Annotated in this window: 15 protein-coding genes and 1 pseudogene; all 16 read left to right on the plus strand. The window is 37.2% G+C overall.

Translation table 11 applies throughout. The features are described 5' to 3' along the window. A partial coding sequence (locus DW721_RS07175; protein WP_147355388.1) for a leucine-rich repeat domain-containing protein occupies window positions 1-1,021 on the plus strand: 1,021 nt, incomplete at its 5' end. Between the two features lie 154 nt (window positions 1,022-1,175). Continuing rightward, on the plus strand, window positions 1,176-2,939 hold the full coding sequence (locus DW721_RS07180; RefSeq protein WP_118745322.1) for a histidine kinase: 1,764 nt from the start codon (window positions 1,176-1,178) through the stop codon (window positions 2,937-2,939). 27 nt (window positions 2,940-2,966) lie between these two features. After that, window positions 2,967-4,526: a response regulator gene (locus tag DW721_RS07185; protein WP_182436254.1), complete on the plus strand. Its 1,560-nt coding sequence runs from the start codon at window positions 2,967-2,969 to the stop codon at window positions 4,524-4,526. A gap of 3 nt (window positions 4,527-4,529) precedes the next feature. Continuing rightward, window positions 4,530-6,179, plus strand: coding sequence for an extracellular solute-binding protein (locus tag DW721_RS07190; protein ID WP_022014680.1), 1,650 nt, complete (start codon window positions 4,530-4,532; stop codon window positions 6,177-6,179). A gap of 393 nt (window positions 6,180-6,572) precedes the next feature. Beyond that, window positions 6,573-6,683 (plus strand): annotated as a pseudogene (locus DW721_RS07195) (transposase); the annotation flags it as partial. Window positions 6,684-6,686: 3 nt separating this feature from the next. Beyond that, window positions 6,687-7,070, plus strand: coding sequence for a tyrosine-type recombinase/integrase (locus DW721_RS07200; protein ID WP_347560364.1), 384 nt, complete (start codon window positions 6,687-6,689; stop codon window positions 7,068-7,070). Window positions 7,071-7,178: 108 nt separating this feature from the next. Continuing rightward, the gene (locus tag DW721_RS07205) at window positions 7,179-9,278 is read left to right on the plus strand and encodes a zinc-ribbon domain-containing protein (RefSeq protein ID WP_118745324.1); all 2,100 of its coding nucleotides are present in this window, start codon (window positions 7,179-7,181) and stop codon (window positions 9,276-9,278) included. Window positions 9,279-9,445: 167 nt separating this feature from the next. Next, on the plus strand, window positions 9,446-9,910 hold the full coding sequence (locus tag DW721_RS07210) for a low molecular weight protein-tyrosine-phosphatase (protein WP_118745325.1): 465 nt from the start codon (window positions 9,446-9,448) through the stop codon (window positions 9,908-9,910). A 511-nt stretch (window positions 9,911-10,421) separates the two neighbouring features. Beyond that, window positions 10,422-12,884: an ATP-binding protein gene (locus tag DW721_RS07215; RefSeq protein WP_118745326.1), complete on the plus strand. Its 2,463-nt coding sequence runs from the start codon at window positions 10,422-10,424 to the stop codon at window positions 12,882-12,884. A 21-nt stretch (window positions 12,885-12,905) separates the two neighbouring features. Then, window positions 12,906-15,416 (plus strand): EAL domain-containing protein, encoded by a 2,511-nt coding sequence (locus tag DW721_RS07220; protein WP_118745327.1) that lies wholly within the window; start codon window positions 12,906-12,908, stop codon window positions 15,414-15,416. 304 nt (window positions 15,417-15,720) lie between these two features. Beyond that, window positions 15,721-17,004, plus strand: coding sequence for a serine--tRNA ligase (gene serS / locus DW721_RS07225; protein ID WP_118745328.1), 1,284 nt, complete (start codon window positions 15,721-15,723; stop codon window positions 17,002-17,004). 103 nt (window positions 17,005-17,107) lie between these two features. Then, entirely contained in the window at window positions 17,108-17,545 is a 438-nt protein-coding gene (locus tag DW721_RS07230) for a helix-turn-helix domain-containing protein (protein WP_243035970.1), read from the plus strand. A gap of 376 nt (window positions 17,546-17,921) precedes the next feature. After that, a complete protein-coding gene (locus tag DW721_RS07235) occupies window positions 17,922-20,516 on the plus strand; it encodes an ABC transporter ATP-binding protein (protein ID WP_118745329.1) in 2,595 nt (864 codons plus the stop codon). Between the two features lie 67 nt (window positions 20,517-20,583). Beyond that, the gene (locus DW721_RS07240) at window positions 20,584-23,154 is read left to right on the plus strand and encodes an ATP-binding cassette domain-containing protein (RefSeq protein ID WP_118745330.1); all 2,571 of its coding nucleotides are present in this window, start codon (window positions 20,584-20,586) and stop codon (window positions 23,152-23,154) included. Between the two features lie 275 nt (window positions 23,155-23,429). Next, the gene (locus DW721_RS07245; protein ID WP_118745331.1) at window positions 23,430-23,840 is read left to right on the plus strand and encodes a C-GCAxxG-C-C family protein; all 411 of its coding nucleotides are present in this window, start codon (window positions 23,430-23,432) and stop codon (window positions 23,838-23,840) included. Window positions 23,841-24,162: 322 nt separating this feature from the next. Next, window positions 24,163-25,449 carry a hypothetical protein gene (locus DW721_RS07250; protein WP_118499922.1) on the plus strand — a complete coding sequence of 429 codons (1,287 nt, stop codon included), beginning with the start codon at window positions 24,163-24,165 and terminating at the stop codon, window positions 25,447-25,449. Window positions 25,450-25,480: the final 31 nt, after the last annotated feature.

Below are 25,480 nucleotides of genomic sequence, written 5' to 3' on the forward strand. Positions count from 1 at the left end.
AAAAGCAACAATCTCAGACGGTGGTAAAAAGGATGATGATACCAAAAAACCAGATGGTAATACCAAGAAACCGACAAATGGCAGCACAGATGGTAATACCCAGACACCAGCAAATGGCGGTACAGATGGTAATACCCAGACACCGGCAAATGGCGGTACAGCAGGTAATACCAAGACAGAAGCATTAAGCAGTAAGATCGCAGAAGCAGAAAGATTACTTTCCAGTCTGACAGGAAGTGCAAAGACAGATTTAGAAAAAGCAATTGCAGAAGCAAAAGCATTATTAGAAAAAGCAGATGCAGACCAGGGTGAGATCGATAAAGTATTTGACAGCTTAAGCAAGGCATACAATACAGCAAAAGCAACAATCTCAGACGGTGGTAAAAAGGATGATGATACCAAAAAACCAGATGGTAGTACCAAGAAACCGACAAATGGCGGTACAGATGGTAATACCCAGACACCGGCAAATGGCGGTACAGATGGTAATACCCAGACACCTTCAAAGGATTCCATGCAGAGTTATGTAAGAAAGACCTTTACGATTGGAAAGAAACTGACCTATAAAGTCACAGCCTGCAGCAAAAAAGTAAAAACAGTAACCGTTATCGGCTCTAAGAAGCAGTTAAAGAGCATTACGATCCCGGCAACTGTGACTTACCGGAAGATGAAGTTTAAAGTAACAGAAATTTCAAAGAATGCATTTAAGAAGCAGAAGAAGCTGACAAAAGTAACAATCGGAAATAATGTTACTAAGATAGGTGCAAATGCCTTCTATGGTGATAAGAAACTTTCAAAAGTAACAATCGGAAAGAATGTTACTAATATAGGTGCAAATGCCTTCTATGGTGATAAGAAACTTTCAAAAGTAACAATAAAAGGTAAAAATCTGAAGAAAATTGGAAAGAATGCGTTTAAGAAAATTAAAAAATCAGCAACCTTTAAAGTTCCAAAGGGAAAAGCAAAGGCTTACAAGAATATGCTGAAAAAAGCAAAGACATCCAGTTACAAAGTCAAATAAATGACAAATTGAAAATGAAAAGCCGCGCTCGCCCTTTGCGCGGTTTTTCTTATATCCGGTTTATTATATTTCCATACACTTATCCTTGTATCTATGGTATAATGAGAGAAATGATTTTATTGTGCATGGAAAGTGGAAGGAATAGGAAACGGACATGGAGAAAATCAGAATGAGTATGGACAACATAGGGCTAAAGCAAAAGATTGCAATTCTGATCATCGTATGTGTATTTGTTCCGTTGATCACGACAAACAGCTTTATTTTCTGGAATATGAAAAAACGAAGTGACAGTGAACAGCAGAAAACATTAGAGAACAGTATAAATGCGATCGTGTATGAATTTCAGAACGCAGTAGCTGAGCAGACTTCCATTGCAGATTATCTGCACAGGGATGCAAGACTCAAAAATTTCTTAGGAACATATTATCAGTCAGAATCAGATTATTATAGTGCATATACACGCTTGCAGAGAGCAGATGTCATCCAGTATTATTATACAGGGCAGTCTGCCTATGGGATCACAGTCTGCACAGATAACCGGACGATCACAAATGGTTCATATTTTGTGAAGAGTGATACGGTAGGAGATGCCGACTGGTATCAGGCATTTAAAAACAGCAGCCAGCAGGTCATGTTATACAGTTTTTATGAAGATGGTAAAAAATCCGGTGGATATATCGGAAAGGGCAGACATCTTGTCTGGATTCGTAAGATTGAAGGAAATACCAATGATTTTGTAATGATGGATTTTAATTATGATAAGCTGTTAAAAAAGATCCAGATGGAAAGCGGTAGTGCAGACTGTTATATCTGTACGGATGATACCATACTTTTTTCTACAACAGAGAAAAATACGCAGAAAAAGCAGATGAAGAATTGGTCAGATTCTTTTCTCAAAGAATGCAAAAAAGAAACAGAGTTAGAATTTTATGGAAAAAAGTTTTTCTTTGTACTGACAGAGGATCATCATGGTTTGTCGGAAGTCCTGAATAGTCAGAGATACGGATTATTACTCTTATATATTATGAATCTGCTTCTTCCATGTGTGGTCTTGTATTTATTTTATCATTCCTTACATGACAGGATTGCATTGACACAGCATTGTATGGATCAGGTCAAGGAAGGGACTTATGAAGTCATTCACTGTGAAGAAGGCAGCGATGAAGTCGGCAGCATGATCCGCAGTTATAATCTGATGATCATGCGTATCCGGGAATTAATCGAAGTGGTATATAAAAATAAAGAGAAACAGCAGAATCTTGAACTTTCCAAAAAGCAGGCAGAATTAAATGCCTTACAGAGCCAGTTAAATCCGCATTTTATCTTTAATGCCCTAGAGAGTATAAGAATGCACAGTGTATTGAAAAAAGAGATGGAAACGGCAAAGATCCTTGAAAATTTTGCTGTTTTGATGAGGGAAAATATCCAGTGGAGTCAGGATTTTGTAACGGTTGATGAAGAATGTGAAAATGTCCGGAGGTATTTAGAAATTCAAAAGTACCGGTTTGGTGACAGGTTTGAATTCTCTCTTTGCATACAGGATTCCGCCAGAAGGTATTATATCCCACGTTTTGTATTGATCATATTTGTGGAAAATGCCTGTGTGCATGGAATTGAGCAGAGTATCAATGGCGGGCAGATCACAGTGGTTGCCTCAGAAGATGGAGAAGATCTGTATTTTGAGATACTTGACAGCGGCAGCGGTATGGAAGAAGAACAATTAGAAAAGCTTCAGAAAACCGTATCACAGACCGATATCAGTTATATCCAGACGGCAAAAAAGAGTATCGGGATCGCAAATACCGTTTTAAGATTAAGGCAATATTATCAGGATAAAGTACAGATTGAGATCAGCAGTGAAATCGATGAGGGAACGGAGATTTGTATCCGTATGCCAAATCACAGAGAACAGTCATAAAACCAGATAGAAATGGGGGGAATGTATGTGATAAAAGTTTTACTTGTGGACGATGAACAGTATATCAGAGAAGGGCTAAGGCAGTTAGTAGACTGGGAAGAATATGGATATGAGATCATCGGTGAAGCGGGAAATGGAGTAGATGCCATTGCTATTTTAGAGGAAAGTCAGGTAGATGTCGTGTTTGTGGATATCCGTATGCCGAAGATGACAGGGCTTGAACTGATCGAGTATGTACAGGAAAAACTGCACCGTAATATACAGTTTGTAATTTTAACCGGATATGCGGATTTTGAATATGCCAGAATGGCAATCCGTATGCATGTAAAAAATTATATGTTAAAACCGATCCAGAAAGAAGAATTATCCGATATCCTCCATAAATTAAACAAAGAACATCAGATCATGCAGGTAAAGGAACAGGAGCATTATTTCTTTGCTGTTTCAGCTGTAGTGCATGGAAAATATACCGAAGATGACTTAGAAACCGTATATAGCCATGTGGTTCCATCGAATCAGTGGAAGTATGTCAGCATCGAATGTATGGATGCAGATTCTCAGCTAAAACCAGAGGAACAGGAAATAGTGTCCTATTTACAGGCGATCCTTAAAGAATTTTGCGGACATGGAGTACCGATCATGGAAACAGAAGAAGAAATAAGCGGGGCTGCACTGCTTTTAATACCGGAAATGTATCAGAAAAATAACCAGACAGAGGCAGAATTTTTAGATGCACTCCAAAGGCGGATGAGCCATCATTTTTCACAGACGTTTCAGGTATATGCAGGCAGTCAGGAAAATTCGCTTGAGGATATCAGAAAGTCTTTCCGGTCAGTGCGGGTAAGCCGTTGTCTTTATGGGTTGAGTGAAGATAAGAATAAGGTATTTTATGAAGATGCAGCAGGAAGAAAGACATCATTTGAAATATCGGAAAGTGATATTGATACACTTTTATCGGCTGTAAGAGAAAACGACAGGGAAAAGATCGAGGCAGCAGCCCAGAAGGTATTTGCCGGGATCAGAAACAGTGAGATGAATCTTGAAATGATCAGTGCAAGTATCTATCATATTTTATACCGTCTGATGGAAATGGTAAAAGAATTTGATGATGAAACGAACCAGCAGGAGATTTTTGAATATATCGGCAATGAATCTTTCCATCATCTTGTAATGATGGGCAGACCGGAAGAAATTACCGATTTTTTTGCAGATTATGCAGGTTATTTTGCACAGGTACGCAGTCAGGAAAACCGGAATATCTTAGATAAAATCGATGCTTATGTCAAAGAACATTATATGGAAAAGATCAGCCTGCGTTCTTTAGGAGAAATGTTTTATATCAACAATGTTTACTTAGGACAGCTATATAAAAAGCGGTATCATATCGTATTCCGGGATTATCTGAACCAGCTTCGTTTAGAGAAGGCAAAAGAATTATTAGAAGATACAGATACGAGGATCTATCGTATTGCAGAAGAAACCGGATTTGGCAAAGCAGATTATTTTATCAATAAATTTGTACAAGTATATGGGATCACACCGAATCAGTATCGTATGAAGTTTAAAAAGTCAGGCAGGGGGAATTAGCATATGAACAGGAGAAGGAAAATTGGTATTGCATTGGGAATCATAGTCATTATCACGACGGGATGTATCTGGCATATGGTCAGTTCGCAGCAGAAGGAAGTCAAAGTTTTTACGGCAACGCTGGCTTTTCCGGGAAGTGAAATGGAAGCGGATAATTATATGGAAGATAAGATTGCCGAACTTACAGGAGCAAGAGCAGAAGTAACATGGTTAGATGGGCAGAATCCATCTGATCTTGTAAAAAGTATGATCGTATCGGGGGAATATCCTGATTTTATTCAGGGAAGTGATGCTACAAAGGAGTTGTTGGATGCAGGGGCATTTATTCCGCTTGAGGATTATTTAGATGACTATCCGAATCTTAAAAATTATATGACAGATGAACAGTGGGAATCCTACCGTAAAGAAGACGGACATATCTATTTTATTCCATCTTATGGGGTGATCCGTGGGCATGATACGAAAGTAATGAAATCGGGAGAGGCATTCTGGATACAGAAACGAGTGCTGGAATGGGCAGGTTACCCTAAATTGCAGACACTTGATGACTATTTTGATCTTATCTGTGATTATCGGAAAGAACATCCTAAGACGGACGGAGAAGATACGATCGGATTTGAGATCTTATGTGATGACTGGCGGTATTTCTGTCTGGAAAATCCACCGATGTTTTTAGCCGGATACCCAAATGACGGCTGTGCGGTCATTGATCGAAAAACGCAGACAGCGAAAGTCTATGATACGATACCGGAAGCAAAGCAGTACTATAAGAAACTAAGCAGCATATACGAACAAGGTGTGATCGATCCGGAAACCTTTATGCTCTCTTATGATCAGTATATAGAAAAAATCAAGCAGGGAAATGTACTTGGCATGGTAGATCAATATTGGGAGATCCAGAGTGCACAAAACAGCCTGTATGCAAATGGAAAAGAGGAATATACTTATGTGCCATTCCCAATTACCGCATCAGAAGATATCAAGCCTGATTATAACTGTATAGAATACAACTTGCAGACAGGGGAGGGAATCGGAATCTCTACTTCCTGTCAGGACGTAGAGGGTGCCTTACAGTTCTTAAACGATCTGCTTTCGGACGAAGTGATGAAACTCCGCTACTGGGGAGAAGAAGGCAGAGATTACGAAGTGGGTGAAAATGGTGTATTTTACCGCACCAAAGAGCAGCGGGATAACTGGGACAATGATGATTATCTCAAGCAGAACAGTTGTACATATGAATATTTTCCAACGTACGAGGGAATGCTTCCGGATGGAATCAATACCGTACTTCCGAGAGAACAGCCGGGTGAATATTATGCGTCCTTATCAGCATATGATAAGAAGGTCTTAGATGCTTATGGTTATCAGATATGGTCAGACTTTTTAGGAGAAGAAAGAGAAGGTGATCCATGGTATCCGATCTATCCTAGTGCAGAAGACTGGGGAATGGATACGGAATATGGAAAAGCCAAAGAAGATATGAAACTTCTCAAAAAAGAATGGCTGCCGAAACTTATCATGACATCGCCGGACGAATTTGATGCAGCATGGGATCATTATGTGGATATGTATAACAGTACGATCAATGTTAAAGCGTATGAGAAACAGCTGGATATTGAAATCCAAAACCGTATGAAAAACCGTATAAAATGATAAATTTTATGAGTTGACAAATCAATTTTTTATGCATATAATGACCTTATTCTTGTGGTCATTATGATCATAATAATATAAAGAACACAGGCTGTGATAAGAAGAAGTAGCAGTACACAGAGGCAGTTTTGCGTAAGCAGGCTGTAAATAAAGGTGGTAACACGGAACATTGGCTTTCGTCCTTTTTAGGACGAAAGCTTTTTTAATTGTATAGGCCTAGAGGCCTCATTTGCGAAATGTAGTTTCTCTTGGAGAAGAAATGGAATGTAGCAAATAAATAAACCACCTGCTATGCGAGTGGTGGAAAGAGCTTAAGTGATGTGCAATGATAAGCTCCTTTGTTATAATAATGATGGTCTGCCAACCACATTAAAAGCAAAGGAGGTTGTCCGTATGAACAACAATAACAGTTTATCACATACTACATGGAATTGTAAGTATCATATAGTTTTTGCACCAAAGTATAGAAGAAAGGTAGCGTATGGAAAGTTAAGAGAAGATATTCCGATAAACCGATACAAGTACCACGGAACATTTAGTCTACTTGACAAGAACGGAATGCCACTTGTGGCTATGCATTGGGAACACCGATTTAGGAGTATGCTTGGCAGGTACAATGAGATTTACAAGGTGCAGATGCCTAAGATAACCCCTCATATGTGCCGCCATACCTACTGCTCGAATATGGCAAAATCGGGAATAAATCCGAAGACGTTACAGTACCTTATGGGGCATTCGGATATATCAGTTACAATGAATGTGTACACGCATATCGGATTCGATGATGCAGAGGAAGAACTGAAGCGGATGAAAGAGTTTAGGAAGGAACAGGCAGAGGTTGAGCAGAAGAAAGAGAAACCGATGTCACAGAAGAGGTTTAAGGTAGTTTAATATGGAAAAGAGATGACGCTCTGGCTTAGGCTGGAGCGTTATTTTTTGGTGGAATTTATACGATAACACCAGTATAATATATACTTAGATAAAAGGTGGTGGATTGATATGGCTAAGAAACCTATTAACTGGATTGACAATATGCCCGAATTATTATCAGAGTGGAATTATGAGAGAAATGATGTAGAGCCTATTAATATATCAATTTGGTCAAAAAGAAAAGTGTGGTGGAAATGTAAAGAGGGACATGAATGGCTCTCTTCAATGAATAATCGACAGAAAAAAGTTGGTTGTCCTTATTGTAGTGGCAAGCTTCCGATAGTAGGGTTGACTGATTTGGAAACAACCAATCCTGAATTATTGAAAGAGTGGGATTATAGTAAGAATATTATAACACCAAAAGAAATAAAAGCAGGTAGCGGAACGAAAGTATGGTGGAAGTGTTCACTTGGTCATTCGTGGAGTGCATCACCTAATCATCGAACAAAGGGAAGAGGGTGTCCTATATGTGCTAACAAAGTGGTACTACTAGGGTATAATGACCTAACAACATTAAAACCTAATATTGCATCGGAATGGGACTATGAGAAAAATGGAGAGAAAACTCCTGCTAATTATACTGTCAGAAGTGGAGAAAGAGTATGGTGGAAATGTAAAAGAAATCATTCATGGGAAGCAGTAATTGCTAGTAGAACTGGCAATAAATATGTGGGATGTCCATATTGCTCTGGTTTATTACCTATAGAGGGAGAAACAGATTTGCTCACAACTAACCCGGAATTAATAAGTGAATGGAATTACGAAAAGAATACATTATTAACTCCAAATATGGTGAAGGCTGGTAGCTCTGATAAAGTTTGGTGGATATGTGATAAAGGTCATGAATGGCAAGCTGTAATAAGTAGTAGAACTGTGAATGAAAGTGGATGTCCGTTTTGTTCTGGGCGATATGCTATTCAAGGCGAAAATGATTTAATGTCGGTCGATTCTCCACTATTAAAAGAGTGGAATTATGATAGAAATGGAAGGCTTACACCAAGTGATTTTAAAGAGCATAGTGCAAGAAAAATATGGTGGAAATGTAAAAAGGGGCATGAATGGTGTTCATCTATTTCTGATAGAAGTCGAGGAGATGGATGTCCATATTGCTCGGGCAAGAGAGTGTTGGTGGGATTTAATGATTTAGCACATATAAATCCATATATTGCAAAAGAATGGAATTATGAAAAAAATGGAAATAAAATTCCACAAAAATATACGTGTAAATCTGGAATAAAGGTTTGGTGGAAATGTGAAAAGGGGCATGAGTGGAAAACATCGATTAGCAATAGAAGTAGGGGAGACGGATGCCCAAAATGCAACTCTGGTATAAGAACTTCATTCCCTGAACAGGCTATATATTTTTATGTAAAAAAGATATATCCCGATGCGGTAAATAGATGTACAGATGTATTGCCTAATGGAATGGAAATTGATATTTTTATACCATCAATTAATGTGGGAATAGAGTATGATGGAAGTGTTTGGCATGAATCTGATAAAGCATTGGAGAAAGAAGTAAAAAAATATATTGAATGTAAAAGGAACGATATTTTTTTAATTCGAGTAAAAGAAAAGGGCGGTAATGCTAGAGAAAATTCATGTGATGTTATGTTACGAATAGATGATAGTTTTAATAATGAGGCGTATAGTTCACTGTTTATGCAACTTAGTAAATACATCAAAATTCCGAATGAAATTGATGTGAAAAATGATAGAGTTCATATACAAGAAAATTATAAGACAGAAATAAAAAATAATTCTTTTGGAAGTAAGTATGCTGATTTGGTTGTAGAGTGGGATTCAGAAAAGAATGGAATGTTGACACCATATATGTTTTCGTCAAATAGTGGTGAACGCATTTGGTGGAAATGCTGCAAAAATCATTCGTGGCAAACTACAATATCAACAAGGGCAAAGGGAAGTGGATGTCCCTATTGTTCTGGAAGATACGCTATTAAGGGGGAAAATGATTTGCAGACATTAAGACCAGAAATTGCTAGTGAATGGAATTATAATAAAAATGGAAAATTGCTTCCATGTGAATTTAAGTCTCAAAGTAATAAAAAAGTGTGGTGGAAGTGTAAAGAAGGGCATGAGTGGGAAGCAATTATTGCAAATCGTACTAGAAGAGGAGACGGTTGTCCTGTTTGTGGTAAAAACCCTTAGTAGTAAGAATTTTCGTTTTACTACCAATTTTACTACTAACAGGTAGTAACAACTTGCTCAATCTTGCTCTGATTTGCCACAATCTGTAATTTTAAAACATATCACAATAACCCCGAAATCCCTTGCAAAACAGGGCTTTCCGGGGCAATTCAAGGAGAAACAAAACTATGATAAAAATATTATTCATCTGCCACGGCAATATCTGCCGCAGCACAATGGCACAATTCGTTTTTCAGGACATGGTAAACCATGCCGGTCTTGCCGATGAATTTTTCATCGACTCAAAAGCAACAAGCACGGAGGAAATAGGCAATCCGCCGCACCGTGGCACGGTTCGCAAGATGAACGAGCTTGGCATACCGATGCAGCCACATTTTGCATCACAGGTCACAAAGAGCGATTACAATAAATTTGACTATATAATAGGAATGGACAAGTGGAACTATAAGAATATGATGCGTATTTTTGGCGGTGATCCGGATGGAAAGGTGTCGCTTCTGCTTGAATTTGCGGGAAGTGGCAGGGATATTGCCGACCCGTGGTACACGGGAAATTTTGATGACACATACAGAGATGTAAAAGAGGGATGCGAGGCACTGTTATACAAATGTGTCGGTGAAATTAAAGCCTGACATAGATTGTCAGGCTTATACAACAGTGATTAGAATTTGCGTGATTACTTAAAATAAGTTCAGCCCATTGAGTGCCATGCTGTATATACAACAGTGATTAGAATTTGCGTGATTACTTAAAATAAGTTCAGCCCATTGAGTGCCATGCTGTATATACAACAGTGATTAGAATTTGCGTGATTACTTAAAATAAGTTCAGCCCGTTGAGTGCCATGATGCATATATGACAGCGTCAAACCTGAATTCTGGTTTATCAATGACGGAAGTACGGATAAAGTCATGCTATATATATGACAACATTAAACCGCCAAAAATTTATCATCTACGGGTGATACGAATCGTTGATGTAAGACTTGTGTTATGTTAGAATTGTAATTAGTGTATTGTATCATTGATACAATATACCAGGTGTGAATGGAATTTTATATGATGTTGTGGCAAAAGACATTTTGCATCATTATATAAAAGGATATAAAAGGGTTAAACTTTTTTGAAAGAGAGGAAACTCTTAATGAAATGGAATTATGATTTTTACATAGCATCATCAGTTGTGTTAATAGTTCTTATAATATATTATTACAGGGTTGCTGAACTTAATAAACTTTCACGGAGAATATATGGATATTTTCAGATAATCTGTCTGGCAAGTTGTGTGACGGATATGTTTTCGACAGTAGTTCTTAGAAAGTATTTTCCGGATATGACAGGTCTTAATTATTTTGGTCAGATGGTTGGATATACTTTTCAGCATTTGATACCGTGTATGTACTTTTTTTATATAGTATCAATGGCACGAGATATAAAGACCATAAGAAAAAAGATGTTTTTTTGGGCGATTCCCGCGATAATAGAGCAGGTTATGATATGGACAGATTATTTTACTGATGCCTTATTTAGTTATTCGGTCAGTGAGGGATACCGGCGTGGACCATTTATGCCGGTTCTTATAGTATGTACTGTTTATTACTTTGCAGCAGCTATTGTGCAGGCATTTTCAAAAGAAAGTGTTTTAGAACGCCGTTATAAACTTGTCACAATATGGTTTATGCTTTTAAGTTTTGCAGCTATGCTTACACAGATGCTTAACCCGGAAATTGTAGTTATAGGTGCGAGTAGTGCATTAGGATGTCTTATTATGCAGATGACATTGCAAAACAATATTCTTATCAGACAGGCAAACCACAAGGAGATTGAGGCAAGACAGGCTGCTGAGGAGGCAAATAGAGCAAAGTCAACATTTCTTGCAAATATGTCACATGAGATAAGAACACCTATGAATGCAATATGTGGTATGGCAGATATTCTTGAAAAATGTGAACTCACGCCACTTGAACATGAATATGTAGAAACGATACAGACGGCAGCAGGGTCATTGTTGTCCATTATAAATGATGTACTCGATTTTTCAAAGATAGATGCGGGAAAAATGGAACTCTGCCCTGTTGAGTATCGTTTTGATTCATTTATAGAGGGGATTGAAAATGTTATTTCTGCCAGGATTTTTGATAAAAAACTTGAGTTTGAGGTTTCTATGTCCGAAGGAATCCCGATATATATGTACGGTGACTATACTAAGATTAACCAGATTCTTATCAATATATTGAGCAATGCAGTCAAATTTACAGATTCGGGAAAGATTAAACTTGATATACGCTCAAAGCAGATTAATAAGAACACTATTGAACTGAGTTTTGCCGTTAGCGATACCGGTATAGGTATTAAAAAAGAGGATATGGGTAAATTGTTCAATCAGTTCAGCCAGGTTGATGCCATGCGTAACAGAAAGCGTGAGGGAACTGGTCTGGGACTGGCACTTGCTAAAAAAATAGCACAGCTTATGGGTGGGAATATTGAAGTGCAGAGTGAGTACAATGTTGGAAGCTGTTTTACGGCAAGGATTAACCAGAGAATATGCAATGATGATAGCGAGGAGTTGAGACGGGAGGCAGCAGATAAGTACAGAAATAAGACTATATTTTTGTATGAAAATGACTATAGCAGCAGAACGCATTTGATAGAGATTTTTGAACAGCTTAATCTGCATGTTATTTGTATTAATTCCATAGACGAGATAGGCAGAGAAGTGTATAATATATATTCAGATGAACAAAAATTGTTTGTTTACAATTATAATGCTTATCTTAGGGTTAAAAATAAATTTTCAAGTATGGAGTTGTTAAAAAAGATAAAAAACATTGCTCTGCTTGAATTTTATACTGTTTTTGAAGAAAACGAGATGCCGGGACTATATATAAGAAAGCCCTATGATTTGTTCAAAATTTACAGAGTCTTATTTGAAGAAAAATCGGATGGGTATAATGTCAATGGCAGTGGAAAATTGTTAAAAAGTGGTTGTGCAGATAATTCACTCATACAGCTTGATAATGCAGAAGTTGAAGTTGATAAGTCACATTCACATATAGAAAATAACCAGCCTGAGAGTAAACAAAAGGCTGTCAATGGCAGTGATAATGACATTGAGAAAGCTCATGAAATTGAGGATATTAGAGAAAATCCGAATAGAAATATTAAGGAAGAAAATTCTGAAAAACAGGATTTTGCCGTAGTTTCGGGTGATATGTTTAAGAATGTAAGAGTTGCAATTGTTGATGACAACAAGGTTAACCTTAGAGTTGCAGTAATTCAGTTAAGGCAGCTGGGTGTTATGGCAGAGGTGTTTTCAAGTGGTGGTGCAATTATTAAGGCACTTGAAAGAGAGCGTAAATATGATATGATATTTATGGATCATATGATGCCTGAAATGGATGGTATTGAGACCACTAAAGTAATACGAAATATGGCTTCGCAAAGTTGCAAAGATGTTCCTATCATAGCACTTACCGCAAATGCGGTTACGGGTGTAGAGAGAGAATATAAAGAAGCTGGAATGAACGACTGGATGTTTAAACCGGTAAAACTTGATGATTTTAAGGAGATACTACTTAAGTTTGTATCAAAAGAAAAGGTGTCTTAGGTTTGAATAAGGGGGATTAATATGGATGGAAAAATTTTTGAAAAGCTTATTGAGGTGTCAGAGTGTGCATTCTTTATTTCAAAGCCGGGCGGCGAAATGGAAATAACATATGCAAGTAAAAAATTTTATTCAATATTACAATACACAAAAGAGGAGTTTCAGGAGAAGTTCAAAAACAGTCTTATGGCTGTAATCCTGCCGGAAGAAAAACAGAAAGTTAAAAATCTTATAGCAAGACAGTTTGCAGCCGGCGGTGCAGTAAACATTGAATGTAGGGTAAAAAGAAAAGATGGGACTACCGCATGGCTTTCAATTTCAGCGAAAACCCTGTTACATATGTCGGAAAACAGATTTTTCTGTTCCTGCCTGGACATAACAAAATCCAGGAACAATGTTGAAAATATGTTTAAGGCAAAACATGAGATTGATGTTATCGCAAACAGTATTCCGGGAGGAGTTTTGAAAATCCGTATGAAAGACATGAAGATTCTTTATGCCAATGACGGATATTATATGTTGTCAGGGTATTCGAGAGCCGAATTTCATATAAATTTTGGAGACTACTGTGATAAAATAATTTATCCTGCTGACATGAAGATGGTTAAGAGTGTTTTTGGAACGACTGTCGAGAACAATGGTCTTCTTGGCTTTGAGCATCGCATCGTTGGCAAGACCGGTCATACAAAATGGCTTTATGTGAACGGCCGCAAGATTGATGATGAGAGCGGTGAGGATGTATATTTATGTGTTCTTATGGATGTTACATCCAGAAAAAGCATGGAGGCAGAGTTTGAGGAGAATATCAGAAGATTTAAGTATGTCTCAGAGTATCTAAAGGAGACTATGTGGACATATGACATAAATAATAAAACTTTTACGAGGAGTGGAAGTCTCGGCGAATCTTTTTCAAAAGAAAACTTTTTAAGGACATGGGATGACATGCCTGAGATGCTTGAACTTTTCCATCCGGATGATGCAAAGATATTTGAAAAGAATGTAAAAAACAGAATTGAAAATATCGGAAGCAGCCGCTATATATACAGGATAAGAGATAACAGTTCAATGTTTAGAAATGTTGAGATATGTGCCGTGTCTGTATCTGATAATGGCGATGATAAGCCGGATAAAATTTATACGGTTACCAGACTTGTAGATAATGCCGAAGAAATTTCATCAAGACTCGACCATGAGAGAGAAGAGATTTCAGAGCGCAACAAGCTTGTAAATATGGCTAAGTCAGCACAGGCACAGGCTGAGGACAATATTACATCACTTATGCCGTATGCTTCATTTATGAATAAGGCAGAAAAAATTCTTAGTGAGAGAAAAGAAAAAGAGCATTATGCACTTGTATGTGCCGATATAAATGAGTTTAGAAAATTCAGCCATCATTATGGTTTTTCAATAAGCAACAGGATTTTGGAAGAATTCTCAAAAACACTTCTCAACAATCTTGCAAAAGAGGGTGTTTGCTCACGAGTTGACGGAGATTATTTTGTATTGCTCACAAAATATGAGAGTCACAAAGAGCTTTTGCGTATGATGTCCGAGATGGTAAGAGCAAGAAATGTTGCTGAGGAAGAAGAAAAGGATGTAAATATAGAGTTTGGAACTACCACAGGAATTTATCTTGTTCAGGAGTCAGACTGTGAACTGCTTGAAATGCTTGAAAAGGCAGATATGGCAAGAAGAAGTATAAAAGGGCTTCGTGGAAACCATTATGCGATATATACCGATGACCTTAAGAGTGAGCAGTTCAAGGAAGAAGAAACAATAAGTGAAGTTTATGATGCGGTAAGAAATAATGATATAGAGATATGCTATATGCCTAGAATAAAAGGTGACAGGGAAAAGATTGTCGGCTGCAAGGCTGTTCCAAGAGTACAGTTAAAGGATGGTCATGTCCTTGAATCTGATGAATTGACAAGACTTATCGAGCGTGGCGGAAAACTGAGCAGTTTTGCATTGGCTACTTTATCGACCGTATGCTGCAGCGTCGGGGCATGGAAAAAACTTGGAAACAAAATCGTGCCGTTTTCAATAGAAATGACGGCGAGCGAGCTTTCAATACATAATGTTGTCAAAAAAATAGATGATATTGTTGTTAAAAAGAATGGACTTGAACCAAAGGATGTTATCATAGAAATTCATGAGAGGTATCTTGCGGATATGACAACGGTGCTTGAAATGGCAATAGAGAAGCTGTGCGGCAGGGGTTACAATGTAGTTATAAGCAGATTTGGAACAGACCACACGGCTATCCACTCTATCAGAAAGTTAAATGTAACGGGAATCAAATTCCACGGAGAGTATTTCAATGAATACATGACATCGGAGAAAGAGTGCATTATATTAAGTAAGACCGTTGAGATGGCAAAGAGTCTTGGACTAACAGTTACCTGTGGAGGAATACACACGCCTATGCATGAGGAATTTGCTAAAAAGATAGGCTGCGAGATGTTTGAGGGTGATATGTATTACGGTGCAGTCAGGGCAAATGTATTTGAAAAATGTTTTCTGTCAAATTCATAAGAACTGTAATTTTATAAAAGGAGTTCCCGGTTTTACAGAATAGAGCAATAAGCAGTTGGGACTTGTTTATAATAGTGCAGTAGGAAAGAAAAATATTTTTGCTGTTTACATCTGTGGGATGACAGTCAATGTTTCAGGTTGCAATATTTCGATAATATGTGTAAAATAAAATGGATGTCGGGTGACATTTAAGCATGATGCATCCGGCAGCGAAATTCGTTTATAAACGGCTTTAAAATTTAGCTTTGAAAAGCCGCATGATTATGACTATTAAAATGATAAAAGAAGTAAAAGGAGATAAAAGATGATAGACATAAAATTTCTGAGAGAAAATCCGGATATTGTAAAGCAGAATATTAAAAACAAATTTCAGGATGACAAACTTCCTTTAGTAGATGAAGTTATAGAGTTCGATACTAAGTCAAGACAGGCAAAGCAGGATGCAGATGCACTCCGTGCTTCAAGAAAATCAATTTCAAAAGAAATCGGTGCACTTATGGCTCAGGGAAAGAAAGAAGAAGCTGAGGCAAAGAAAGCAGAAGTTTCAAAGAATGCTGAAAAACTTGCTGAGTTAGAAGAACTTGAAAAAGAGTATCAGGAAAAAGTAAAAGAGAGAATGATGGTCATTCCAAACATTATCGATCCTAGTGTTCCTATAGGTAAAGATGACAGCGAAAATGTTGAGATTGAGAAATTTGGTGAGCCTGTTGTTCCTGATTTTGAAGTGCCATATCACACAGAGATTATGGAAAAATTTGATGGTATAGACCTTGATGCAGCAGGAAAAGTTGCAGGAAACGGTTTCTATTATCTTATGGGAGATATTGCAAGACTTCATTCAGCAGTTATTTCATATGCCAGAGATTTTATGATTGACAGAGGATTCACATATTGCATACCACCATTTATGATTAGAAGTAATGTAGTTACCGGTGTTATGAGCTTTGCTGAGATGGATGCCATGATGTATAAGATCGAGGGAGAAGATTTATACCTCATCGGAACAAGTGAACATTCAATGATCGGTAAATTTATCGACACTATTGTTGATGAGAAAGAGCTTCCAAAGACTCTTACAAGCTATTCACCATGTTTCAGAAAAGAGAAAGGTGCTCATGGTATAGAGGAGCGTGGAGTTTACCGCATACATCAGTTTGAAAAGCAGGAAATGATAGTTGTATGTAAACCTGAAGAAAGCAAGATGTGGTTTGATAAATTATGGCAGAATACGGTTGACCTGTTCAGAAGTCTTGATATTCCTGTTCGCACACTTGAGTGCTGTTCAGGAGATCTTGCAGACCTTAAAGTTAAATCTATTGATGTTGAAGCATGGTCACCTCGTCAGAAGAAATACTTCGAGGTTGGAAGCTGTTCAAATCTTGGTGATGCACAGGCACGCCGCCTTCAGATTCGTGTTCGTGGCGAGAATGGTGAAAAATACTTTGCACACACCCTCAACAATACGGTTGTTGCACCACCTAGAATGCTTATCGCATTTCTTGAGAACAATCTTCAGGCAGATGGAAATGTCCGTATTCCTGAGGCACTCAGACCGTATATGGGTGGCAAGGAGTTTTTAGGTAAATAATCATAACATTTAGATTTGTTTTATTGCAGACCGTAATGTTACATCTATAAGGTATGTCATTGTCTGCATATACTATACAGCAGATGAATTGGAGGGATTGCACATGACACTTGACAGAAAAGACTTTAAGAAAAAGCTGGATGAAAATGTGCATGAATGTGCACAGTGTGGTCGTATATTAAATAAGGTGTATAAGGATGACCTTTGTCCGGAGTGCAAGGATTTGAATTTGTTTGCGGAAGTAAAAGATTATATCCGGGAAAATGATGTAAAAGAAATAGATGTTGCAGAACATTTTGGAATACCTGTTTCAAAAGTCCGCAGATGGATAAAAGAAGGTCGTATTCAGTATAAAGAAGGGGAAAATATTACACCAATTCATTGTCAGATATGTGGAAAAACCATAGATTTTGGTTCTGTATGTCCTGAATGTAGAAGGAAAAATGGTCTTCACATATATGCAAAAAAATCTTATAGTGATGATGATATACAAAGTGCAATGAGATTTTTAGGTAAAAGTGAAGAGGGCAAAAGATATTAGTATAAAGAATAAAAAAGAAGCAGTGCGGTTTTTTTCGTGCTGCTTCTTTTTTAATGTAGTAAAATGCTAGTAATGTAATGCCAATGAGAATTGCTTTGCTATTTTATATTCAAATTGTATAACAAATTGCACAAAACAGCACTGATTTCTGTGGCTTTTTATAAATGTAAGAAATGATATGATAGATTTAGATTTCAAATGTTTTGTATTGATTGCAGCAATATTTTGTGGATATATATTGCGTCAAAGTCAGCTTATATATCGTTATAAATAAATAAGCAGGTTGTTTGCTGAATTGATTATATGCTGTGTTAATCATTGATTATGACAGTTTTACAAACACAAAAAAGCATAATGAAAAAAGGGGAGGAGTAAAATGATAAGATTAGAGAATATATACAAATATTACTATTCTGAGTCATCGGTCACACAAGCACTCAGAAATGTAAATCTTGAATTTTCAAAAGGTGAGTTTGTTGCCATTACCGGAGAGAGTGGCAGTGGAAAGACGACGCTTTTAAATGTGATAAGTGGTATTGATACATACGACGAGGGCGAGATGTATGTCAATGGACAGCCTACATTCCAATATGATGATGACGACTGGGAGGCGTACCGCCGAAATAAGATAGGCTTTGTTTTTCAGAATTACAATCTTATAGGTCACTATACCGTACTCGACAATATGATAAGTGCACTCCTTATACTCGGTGTCGGCGAGAAGAAAGCAGAGAAAAAGGCGTTAAAATATCTTGAGAAAGTCGGACTGAAAGGTTTTGAGAAAAGCAGGGCTTCAAAACTTTCAAGCGGTCAGAAACAGAGACTTGCCATCGCAAGAGCACTTGCAAAAGAGACGGATATTATCATGGCGGATGAGCCGACAGGAAACCTTGACAGCGAGACTGGACTTCAGATAATAAAACTTTTGGCTGAATTATCAAAAGAAAAACTTGTTATCATGGTAACTCACAATTATGAACAGGCACAGGACTATGTGACGAGAAAGGTTAAGATACATGATGGTGAGATAGTGCTTGATGTGGCAGTAAATACGGATAAGAGGATAAATGATAAAGCTGAACAGCCGAGTGATGATAAAAATGCGGATGCCGGGGAAAAATTAAGAAATCAGTCGAAAAACACACAGGCAGATTTAAAAGATAAGAAAAGTTTATTAAAATCAGAAAATGAGAGTACGGATAAAAATACAAAACACATAAAAGAAGATTTAAATCAAAAGAGGAAAGAAGAAAACAGCATCGCAAGGTATTTTGCGTGGAAAAACTTTTCTACCCAAAAGTTAAGAGGGCTGTTGTTTATAGTGTTTTTTATGGTTGTTTCAACTGCATCATTCTTGTTTTTAGGTCAGATATATTCCAATATTGATGATTCATCAACAAAAAAATATGACGATTCAGTTTATTATAACGGTGATAAGACAAGAATATCCGTAAGGAAAAAAAACGGAACATCATTTAATAAGAGTGATATAGAAAAACTGAATAAGATAAAATATGTAAAAAATACAGATATATGCGACAAGGCAGATGATATAAATTATTACTGCGAGGAGGGAAAGGATTATAAATATTCATATGGTGCGGTAGAGTCAGATGGTTCATCATATGGTGCATTGGATCCGGATGATTCATCATCTTCATATAGCATCCGTACACAGTCGGAGAACAACTGGACATTTGCAAAAGGTATTAAAAAAGCCGTAAAACAGGATATGAATGTTAATTTTATCAAAAAAAATAAGTTTATGAGGTCAGTTAGCTGCATTACAAAATCAGACCTTGTGAAAGGAAGGCTTCCAAAGAAAAACAACGAGGTTGTCGTATATTCAAAGGACAGTTCAGTAGTCGGAACGACGAAGAGGTTTTATTTTACGGCAAAAAACATTTGGGGAATGGACGGATATTACTACGAGGATATGAAGATAACAGGCTGTCTTAAGGAAGAGACAGAGCAGGCATATTTTGCTGAAAGCCTTTGTAATATGCTTTCATCATCGGCTGATGGAGCAAAATTTAAGATTGATTTTATGTATGATACAAAGACTGACAGTTATCAGGGAAGTTACAAATTGATTCCGATATACAGTGAAACAAGGGATAACCTGTATGACAGTAGTGTGGACATGACTGAGGATGAGGACACAAAAGACAGAGATTATGATTATAGGAATGGAGTGCCATCCGGCGAAAAAGCAAGAGCTTCATGCAATACACAGGTTACATTAAATAATTTAGGTACTTATGATGAAACATACGATGAAGATGCAACTGCGATGATGGGAACAGACAGACTTACCATCACCAAAAAAGATAAAAATGGTGAGCTGACAGGAGAGAGTGATAAGCTTGTGCTTGAAGTGACAAAAGAAGTGACTGATTATTCGGACAGGTTTATAGAAATTTCAAAGCATCTTTATTATAAGTATTTCAAGAATGAGAGCAATCAGGCAGCGGTTTATATCAGCAATTATGCAAAGACGGATAAAGTTATAAAAAGTATTGAAAAGCTTGATAAAAACTATGAGGCTGTAAGTGCCTATAGAATGTCACTTGGAGAATATAATGATGAAAAAGTATCAGAGCGGCTTGTAACACTTGGAATAGCACTTGGAGTTCTTGTAATGCTTATTATACTTGAAATATTTATTCTTCGTTCACTCATGAAGATTAAGATTAAAGATTATTTTGTACTTAAATTTATAGGTATGAAGTTAAATACGATAAACAAGATAAGTATTATGGAAATGTTTTCGTATTGTGCGGTCACGATTGTTTTTGTGATAGTGGCGGCAAATATTATCGCATTGTGCGGCAGCCGTGTAATGATTGATATGCTTGCCTATTATACGATACCATTTTATCTGATTTTTATAGTGTATAATCTTATCTTGTGTGGTGTTACGGTAAAAGCGTTTAATAAGTTACTTGTACAACGAATGATTAAGAATTGATGTATGAGCAGGCAGAAGAACGGATTGCAAATATCGGCATGACTTGTACCGGAGGGAGGCTTGAAGGATGATCAGAGTTAAAAAATTAAATAAATATTTTAATAAAGGAAAAAATAATGAACTCCATGTGTTAAATGATATAAATCTGGAGTTTGAAAATAATGGACTTGTCGTAATCTTAGGTGAGAGCGGTTCGGGAAAAACAACGCTTTTAAATACGATAGGCGGACTTGATGTGTTTGCCGATGGTGAGATAGATTATGACGGTGAGACTGTAAACAGATATTCGCCAAAGAAGATAGAAAAAATAAGAAATGACAAATTCGGATATATATTTCAAAATTATTATCTTTTGATGGATAACTCTGTTGAGTATAATGTAAAACTTGCACTTAGCGTTTATGATATGACGGATGAGGAGAAGCAGGAGCGGACGGAGTATGTTCTGGATGCCTTAAATATGGGGCGTTACAAAAAGAAACTTGTCTCGGAACTTTCAGGTGGACAGCAGCAGAGAGTATCTATAGCAAGAGCACTTGTAAAAGCACCATCAATAATACTTGCCGATGAGCCGACTGGAAATCTCGATGAAGAAAACACGATAAACACTATGAGTCTTTTGAGAAATATCTCAAAGGAATGTCTTGTAATAGTTGTATCACACGAAAAACGCATATCAAAATTTTTTGCTGACAGGATAATCGAGATACAGGACGGACAGGTAAAGAAAGATTATAAAAATAAAGCTACAAAAAGCTATGAAAAGGCGGACGACTCTAATATATATTTAAGAGAGCTTTCAAAAGAGAGCATGGAAAATGATGATTTTAGGATAAATATATATAAGGACAGCCGGCAGATAAAGGGTAATGCGGATAAAGAAAATAGTAAAATAATATCCGGAGAAAATATAAGTGAAAAAATAAAAACTGTGGCTGCACAAGATAAGGAAAATCAAGGGAATGAAATAAAAAATGAGACTGACAAGATAGTGCTCAATTTTGCATGGAAAGACGGAAAACTCTACATACAAAATCTTTCTGACACAGAGATAGCTTTTGAAGGGGAGGAGTCAGGTTGTCAGATGGTGGATGACAAAAAGCCACAGATAGACATAAGCAGTGTCGATGAGATAGATTATTCGCTTGAAAAGCCAAAAGCAGGCAGAACTGCAAAGCTTCCGTTTAGGGAGATAGTAAAAATGGCGAGAGAAAATTTAAAACTTCTCGGAAAAAAACAGGCATTTATGATAGGAACGCTTTTGATGGTATCAGTGCTGTTATCCGTAGGTGCGGCGGATTTTACAAATCGTATGTCGATAGATAAACAGAGTGTTGTGAAAAGTGATTCTCATGTTGTTACGGTGCAGTTAAGTCCGGTGGAGGGGGTTTTTGACGATCAGCTCAATAAAGCGGCGAAAGATTTTATCGGAAAAATAAAGCAGGAAAACAAATATTCAGATATATTTATTTCTGCAAATTGCGATATGGCGATAAAATATAACGGATACAGTCAGCTTGGGGGAAGTGTTGCAAAACTTAGCGGATATTCGTTTATTTCAAATAAACATTTGAAAAAATCATCACTTATATGTGGAAAAATGCCGGAAAACAGGGATGAAGCGGTAGTCGATAAATGGGTGCTTGAAAACTTTATGAAATCGGACAGTGCCATAGCACCGTTATACAAAAAAGTTGATGATTTTATCGGAACAACGATAATATCACCGGCAAATCAGATTGAGTTTAAGATAACAGGAGTGTCCGACACAGGAGAACCGGATATATTTGTTGAAGAAAATAAACTGCTAGGTCTTTCATATTCTGCTATGAATCTTGCTTCACTTGATGAGATGAAACGGCTTTATGCGGATAAAAAAGGCAGTGGAATAAAATCAGATACTAAGCTTGAAAGCAAAAAAGTGCTTGCGAGAAAATCCATATATAATCAGGATAAGATGATGGGTTCATTTTTGTTTACGGATCAGAGGTATGGAACATTTGAGATTGTAGGGTATTTCGATGATGATATAAATGTAGATTATATTGCAAATGAGCAGGACTGCGAAAATATACGAACTACTTATAATGCATATTCAAAGTCATTTGATGTTTATACTGATGATGTAGACGGTGCAATAAAATATTTAAAGAAAAAAGCATCAGCTTACAGAAAAAAATATTTTACGACGAGTGTAAAATGCCAATACAATAATCAGCTTAACAAATATAGGGAAAAGCGTAAAATGAATGTTGGTACAAAAAATATTGTCACAATCGCACTTGCGTTACTTGCATTTATAATGATATACTTTTCAATAAAATCAAATGCTGTTTCGAGAATAGAAGAACTGACGGTTTACAGACTTCTTGGAATAGAAAAGGGAAGCATACTACAGGCATATGTACTCGAAATGATGATGCTTTGTGCATACACCGTACTGCCGGGGGCATTGATAACAAGCAGTATTATAAAATTTATGGCACAGGTGCCATCGCTTCAGATAAAAATGATATATCCGTGGTGGGCGGTTCTGCTGCTGATAATCATTATTTTTGCAATAAACATAATACTCAGCATACTTCCGGTAAACAAGATAATATCAAGACCACCTGCAGAACTTGCGGTAAAGGACTGATGGATATGCAGCGAAGAAAGAATAAAGATTGGGTGATTGCGAAACTCGTTATAGGTTGTGAATTTTTGTGCAACATATACAATATCAACCACAAGGCACGCTCTCGCTGCCCGACACTCGTAGCGGTACATAAAGCTGCAAAAGACGCAACTTAAGTACCGACGGTGTCAGAAGCACCTTGCTTATGATATGTAAAGTTGCACAAAAAAAATATAGCCTGCCTAGAGTTTCGTAATTAACTAGAGAATTAAGATAAAAGAAAGGAAATCAAAGACATGGAAACAAGAGTAGAGAAAACAATAGAAAGACACAATAAAGGATATAACTGTGCACAGGCGGTTGCCTGCACATACTGTGACCTTGTCGGAATGGACGAGGAAACAATGTTCAAGGCAACAGAAGCATTAGGACTTGGAATGGGCGGCATGGAAGGAACCTGCGGTGCACTTACCGGTGCGTGTGTTGTAGCAGGAATGAAAAACAGTTGCGGAGACCTTGAAAATCCTGTAAGTAAAGGTGAAACATACAGTTATTCAAGACAGATATTAAAAAAATTCCTTGACCAGAACAAAGCCACACGCTGCAAAGACTTAAAAGGTGTGGAAACAGGAGTTGTCTTAAGAAGCTGCCAGGACTGCATAAAAGATGCTGCAAAGTTTTTGGAAGAAGTAGTGTTTGCCGAGTAAGTAAATTACAGATATTTTCAGAACTGAAAATATCGTATGGAAAAAGAAGAACATAAAGATTTTGGCAATTAAGGATGCGAAGCATTGCCAAAATCCTGCTGTCCACAGTTTGTGGACAGTAGTGTTTGCCGAGTAAGTAAATTACAGATATTTTCAGAACTGTTACATTCAGCCATAAAATAAATTTCTCTCCCCCTTTAAAAATAATAAAAGTTGTGGTATATTGTAAATGAGTACAATTTTTTAGATGAAATTTTTTATCTGAGTTATTATAAATAAGGAAAGTGAAGATAGTAAATGAAAAAGAAAGGGGATGTTTGAGATGGATACCGCTGTTTATAATCATCTGATGACGCAGTATCGACCAAAAGAGCTGACTAAATATGATACACACAAAGCATCAGAACTTAGAAGTGTTGTAAATCAGATTGCTAAAAAAACAAAGACATCTCCGATATATATGGTTAGGCTTACAGATGCAAAACAGTCATATGCACTTGGTGTCAAAGAGTCGTCCATGCTTCTTGGGACAGGACTTAAAGAGCTTTCAGACACTTCAGCAGATGGTGTTTTTTCTAAGAAGAAAGCATATGCATCTGATCCTGAAAAAGTCGGAGTTGAAATAGTAGATGAGGACGAGGAAAAACTTCCCGATGAGTTTTCACTTAAAGTTGAGAAGCTTGCCACTCCACAGTATAACATTGGAAATCCGGTTTATGGTTCAAGCCAGAGTCTTCCGGGGGGAACATACAAGTTCAGGATAAGTGTTCTTGATGATATGTATGATTTTCAGTATAATATTAAAAAAGACTCGGATAATGCGGAAGTTATGAATGGAGTTGCGTCATTTATAAATAAAGCAAATATCGGTCTGAATGTTGGAGTCGTTCCAAATGATAGCGATGACAGAGTAAGGATGAGTATTGTTTCCGATGCAACGGGAAACAGCGGAGACGAGAGGATATTTACACTCACTGACAGGAACAGTGACGGAAAGCTGGGGATAGTCGATTATTTTGGATTAAATGAGCAGGAAAAGAGTGCAACAAGTTCAAAATTTTATATGGATGGCGTAGAAAAGAGTACGCTGGCAAATGAATTTACCATTGGAAAAGCACTCAGGGTATCATTAAAGGGAATAAATATTGACGGTGACGGTATCAGTATCCGGTACAGACCCGACAGTGAGAAGATACTCACGAGCCTAAATAAAGTAAAAGATGCTTACAATTATATGATAGAGGGCTCAGATGAGTACGCAAAGATAACAAACAAGACATCAAAACTTGCGTCAGAACTTAAATATCTTGTCGAGCCGTTCAAGTCAGAGATGGAATCATGTGGTCTTTTATTTGAAGAAGACGGCACGATGAAAATAGATGAATCACTTGCAACTCAGGCGATTAACGATGGAGATATGCAGAAGCTTTTTGCATCAGATTCGGATTTATCAAAACGCCTGCTCGGTAAAAGTGAGAGTGTAAAACTTGACCCTATGGAGTATGTAGACAAACTTCTTGTCTCATACCCAAACTACACAAAAGAGGGTGTGGGTTACTCCTATATCACTTCGCTTTATAGCGGAATGTTGTTTAATTACTATTGCTGATTGTCTGGTAAGATACGAAGAAAAGCCTCAT

This window comes from Clostridium sp. AM27-31LB, assembly GCF_003480745.1.
GTDB lineage: Bacteria > Bacillota > Clostridia > Lachnospirales > Lachnospiraceae > Butyribacter > Butyribacter intestini.

Coding starts and splice junctions, on each gene's coding strand:
- DW721_RS07180 (WP_118745322.1), top strand. CDS start 1,176: ATGGAGAAAATCAGAATGAGTATGGACAACATAGGGCTAAAGCAAAAG.
- DW721_RS07190 (WP_022014680.1), top strand. CDS start 4,530: ATGAACAGGAGAAGGAAAATTGGTATTGCATTGGGAATCATAGTCATT.
- DW721_RS07205 (WP_118745324.1), top strand. CDS start 7,179: ATGGCTAAGAAACCTATTAACTGGATTGACAATATGCCCGAATTATTA.
- DW721_RS07210 (WP_118745325.1), top strand. CDS start 9,446: ATGATAAAAATATTATTCATCTGCCACGGCAATATCTGCCGCAGCACA.
- DW721_RS07215 (WP_118745326.1), top strand. CDS start 10,422: ATGAAATGGAATTATGATTTTTACATAGCATCATCAGTTGTGTTAATA.
- DW721_RS07220 (WP_118745327.1), top strand. CDS start 12,906: ATGGATGGAAAAATTTTTGAAAAGCTTATTGAGGTGTCAGAGTGTGCA.
- serS (WP_118745328.1), top strand. CDS start 15,721: ATGATAGACATAAAATTTCTGAGAGAAAATCCGGATATTGTAAAGCAG.
- DW721_RS07230 (WP_243035970.1), top strand. CDS start 17,108: ATGACACTTGACAGAAAAGACTTTAAGAAAAAGCTGGATGAAAATGTG.
- DW721_RS07235 (WP_118745329.1), top strand. CDS start 17,922: ATGATAAGATTAGAGAATATATACAAATATTACTATTCTGAGTCATCG.
- DW721_RS07240 (WP_118745330.1), top strand. CDS start 20,584: ATGATCAGAGTTAAAAAATTAAATAAATATTTTAATAAAGGAAAAAAT.
- DW721_RS07245 (WP_118745331.1), top strand. CDS start 23,430: ATGGAAACAAGAGTAGAGAAAACAATAGAAAGACACAATAAAGGATAT.
- DW721_RS07250 (WP_118499922.1), top strand. CDS start 24,163: ATGGATACCGCTGTTTATAATCATCTGATGACGCAGTATCGACCAAAA.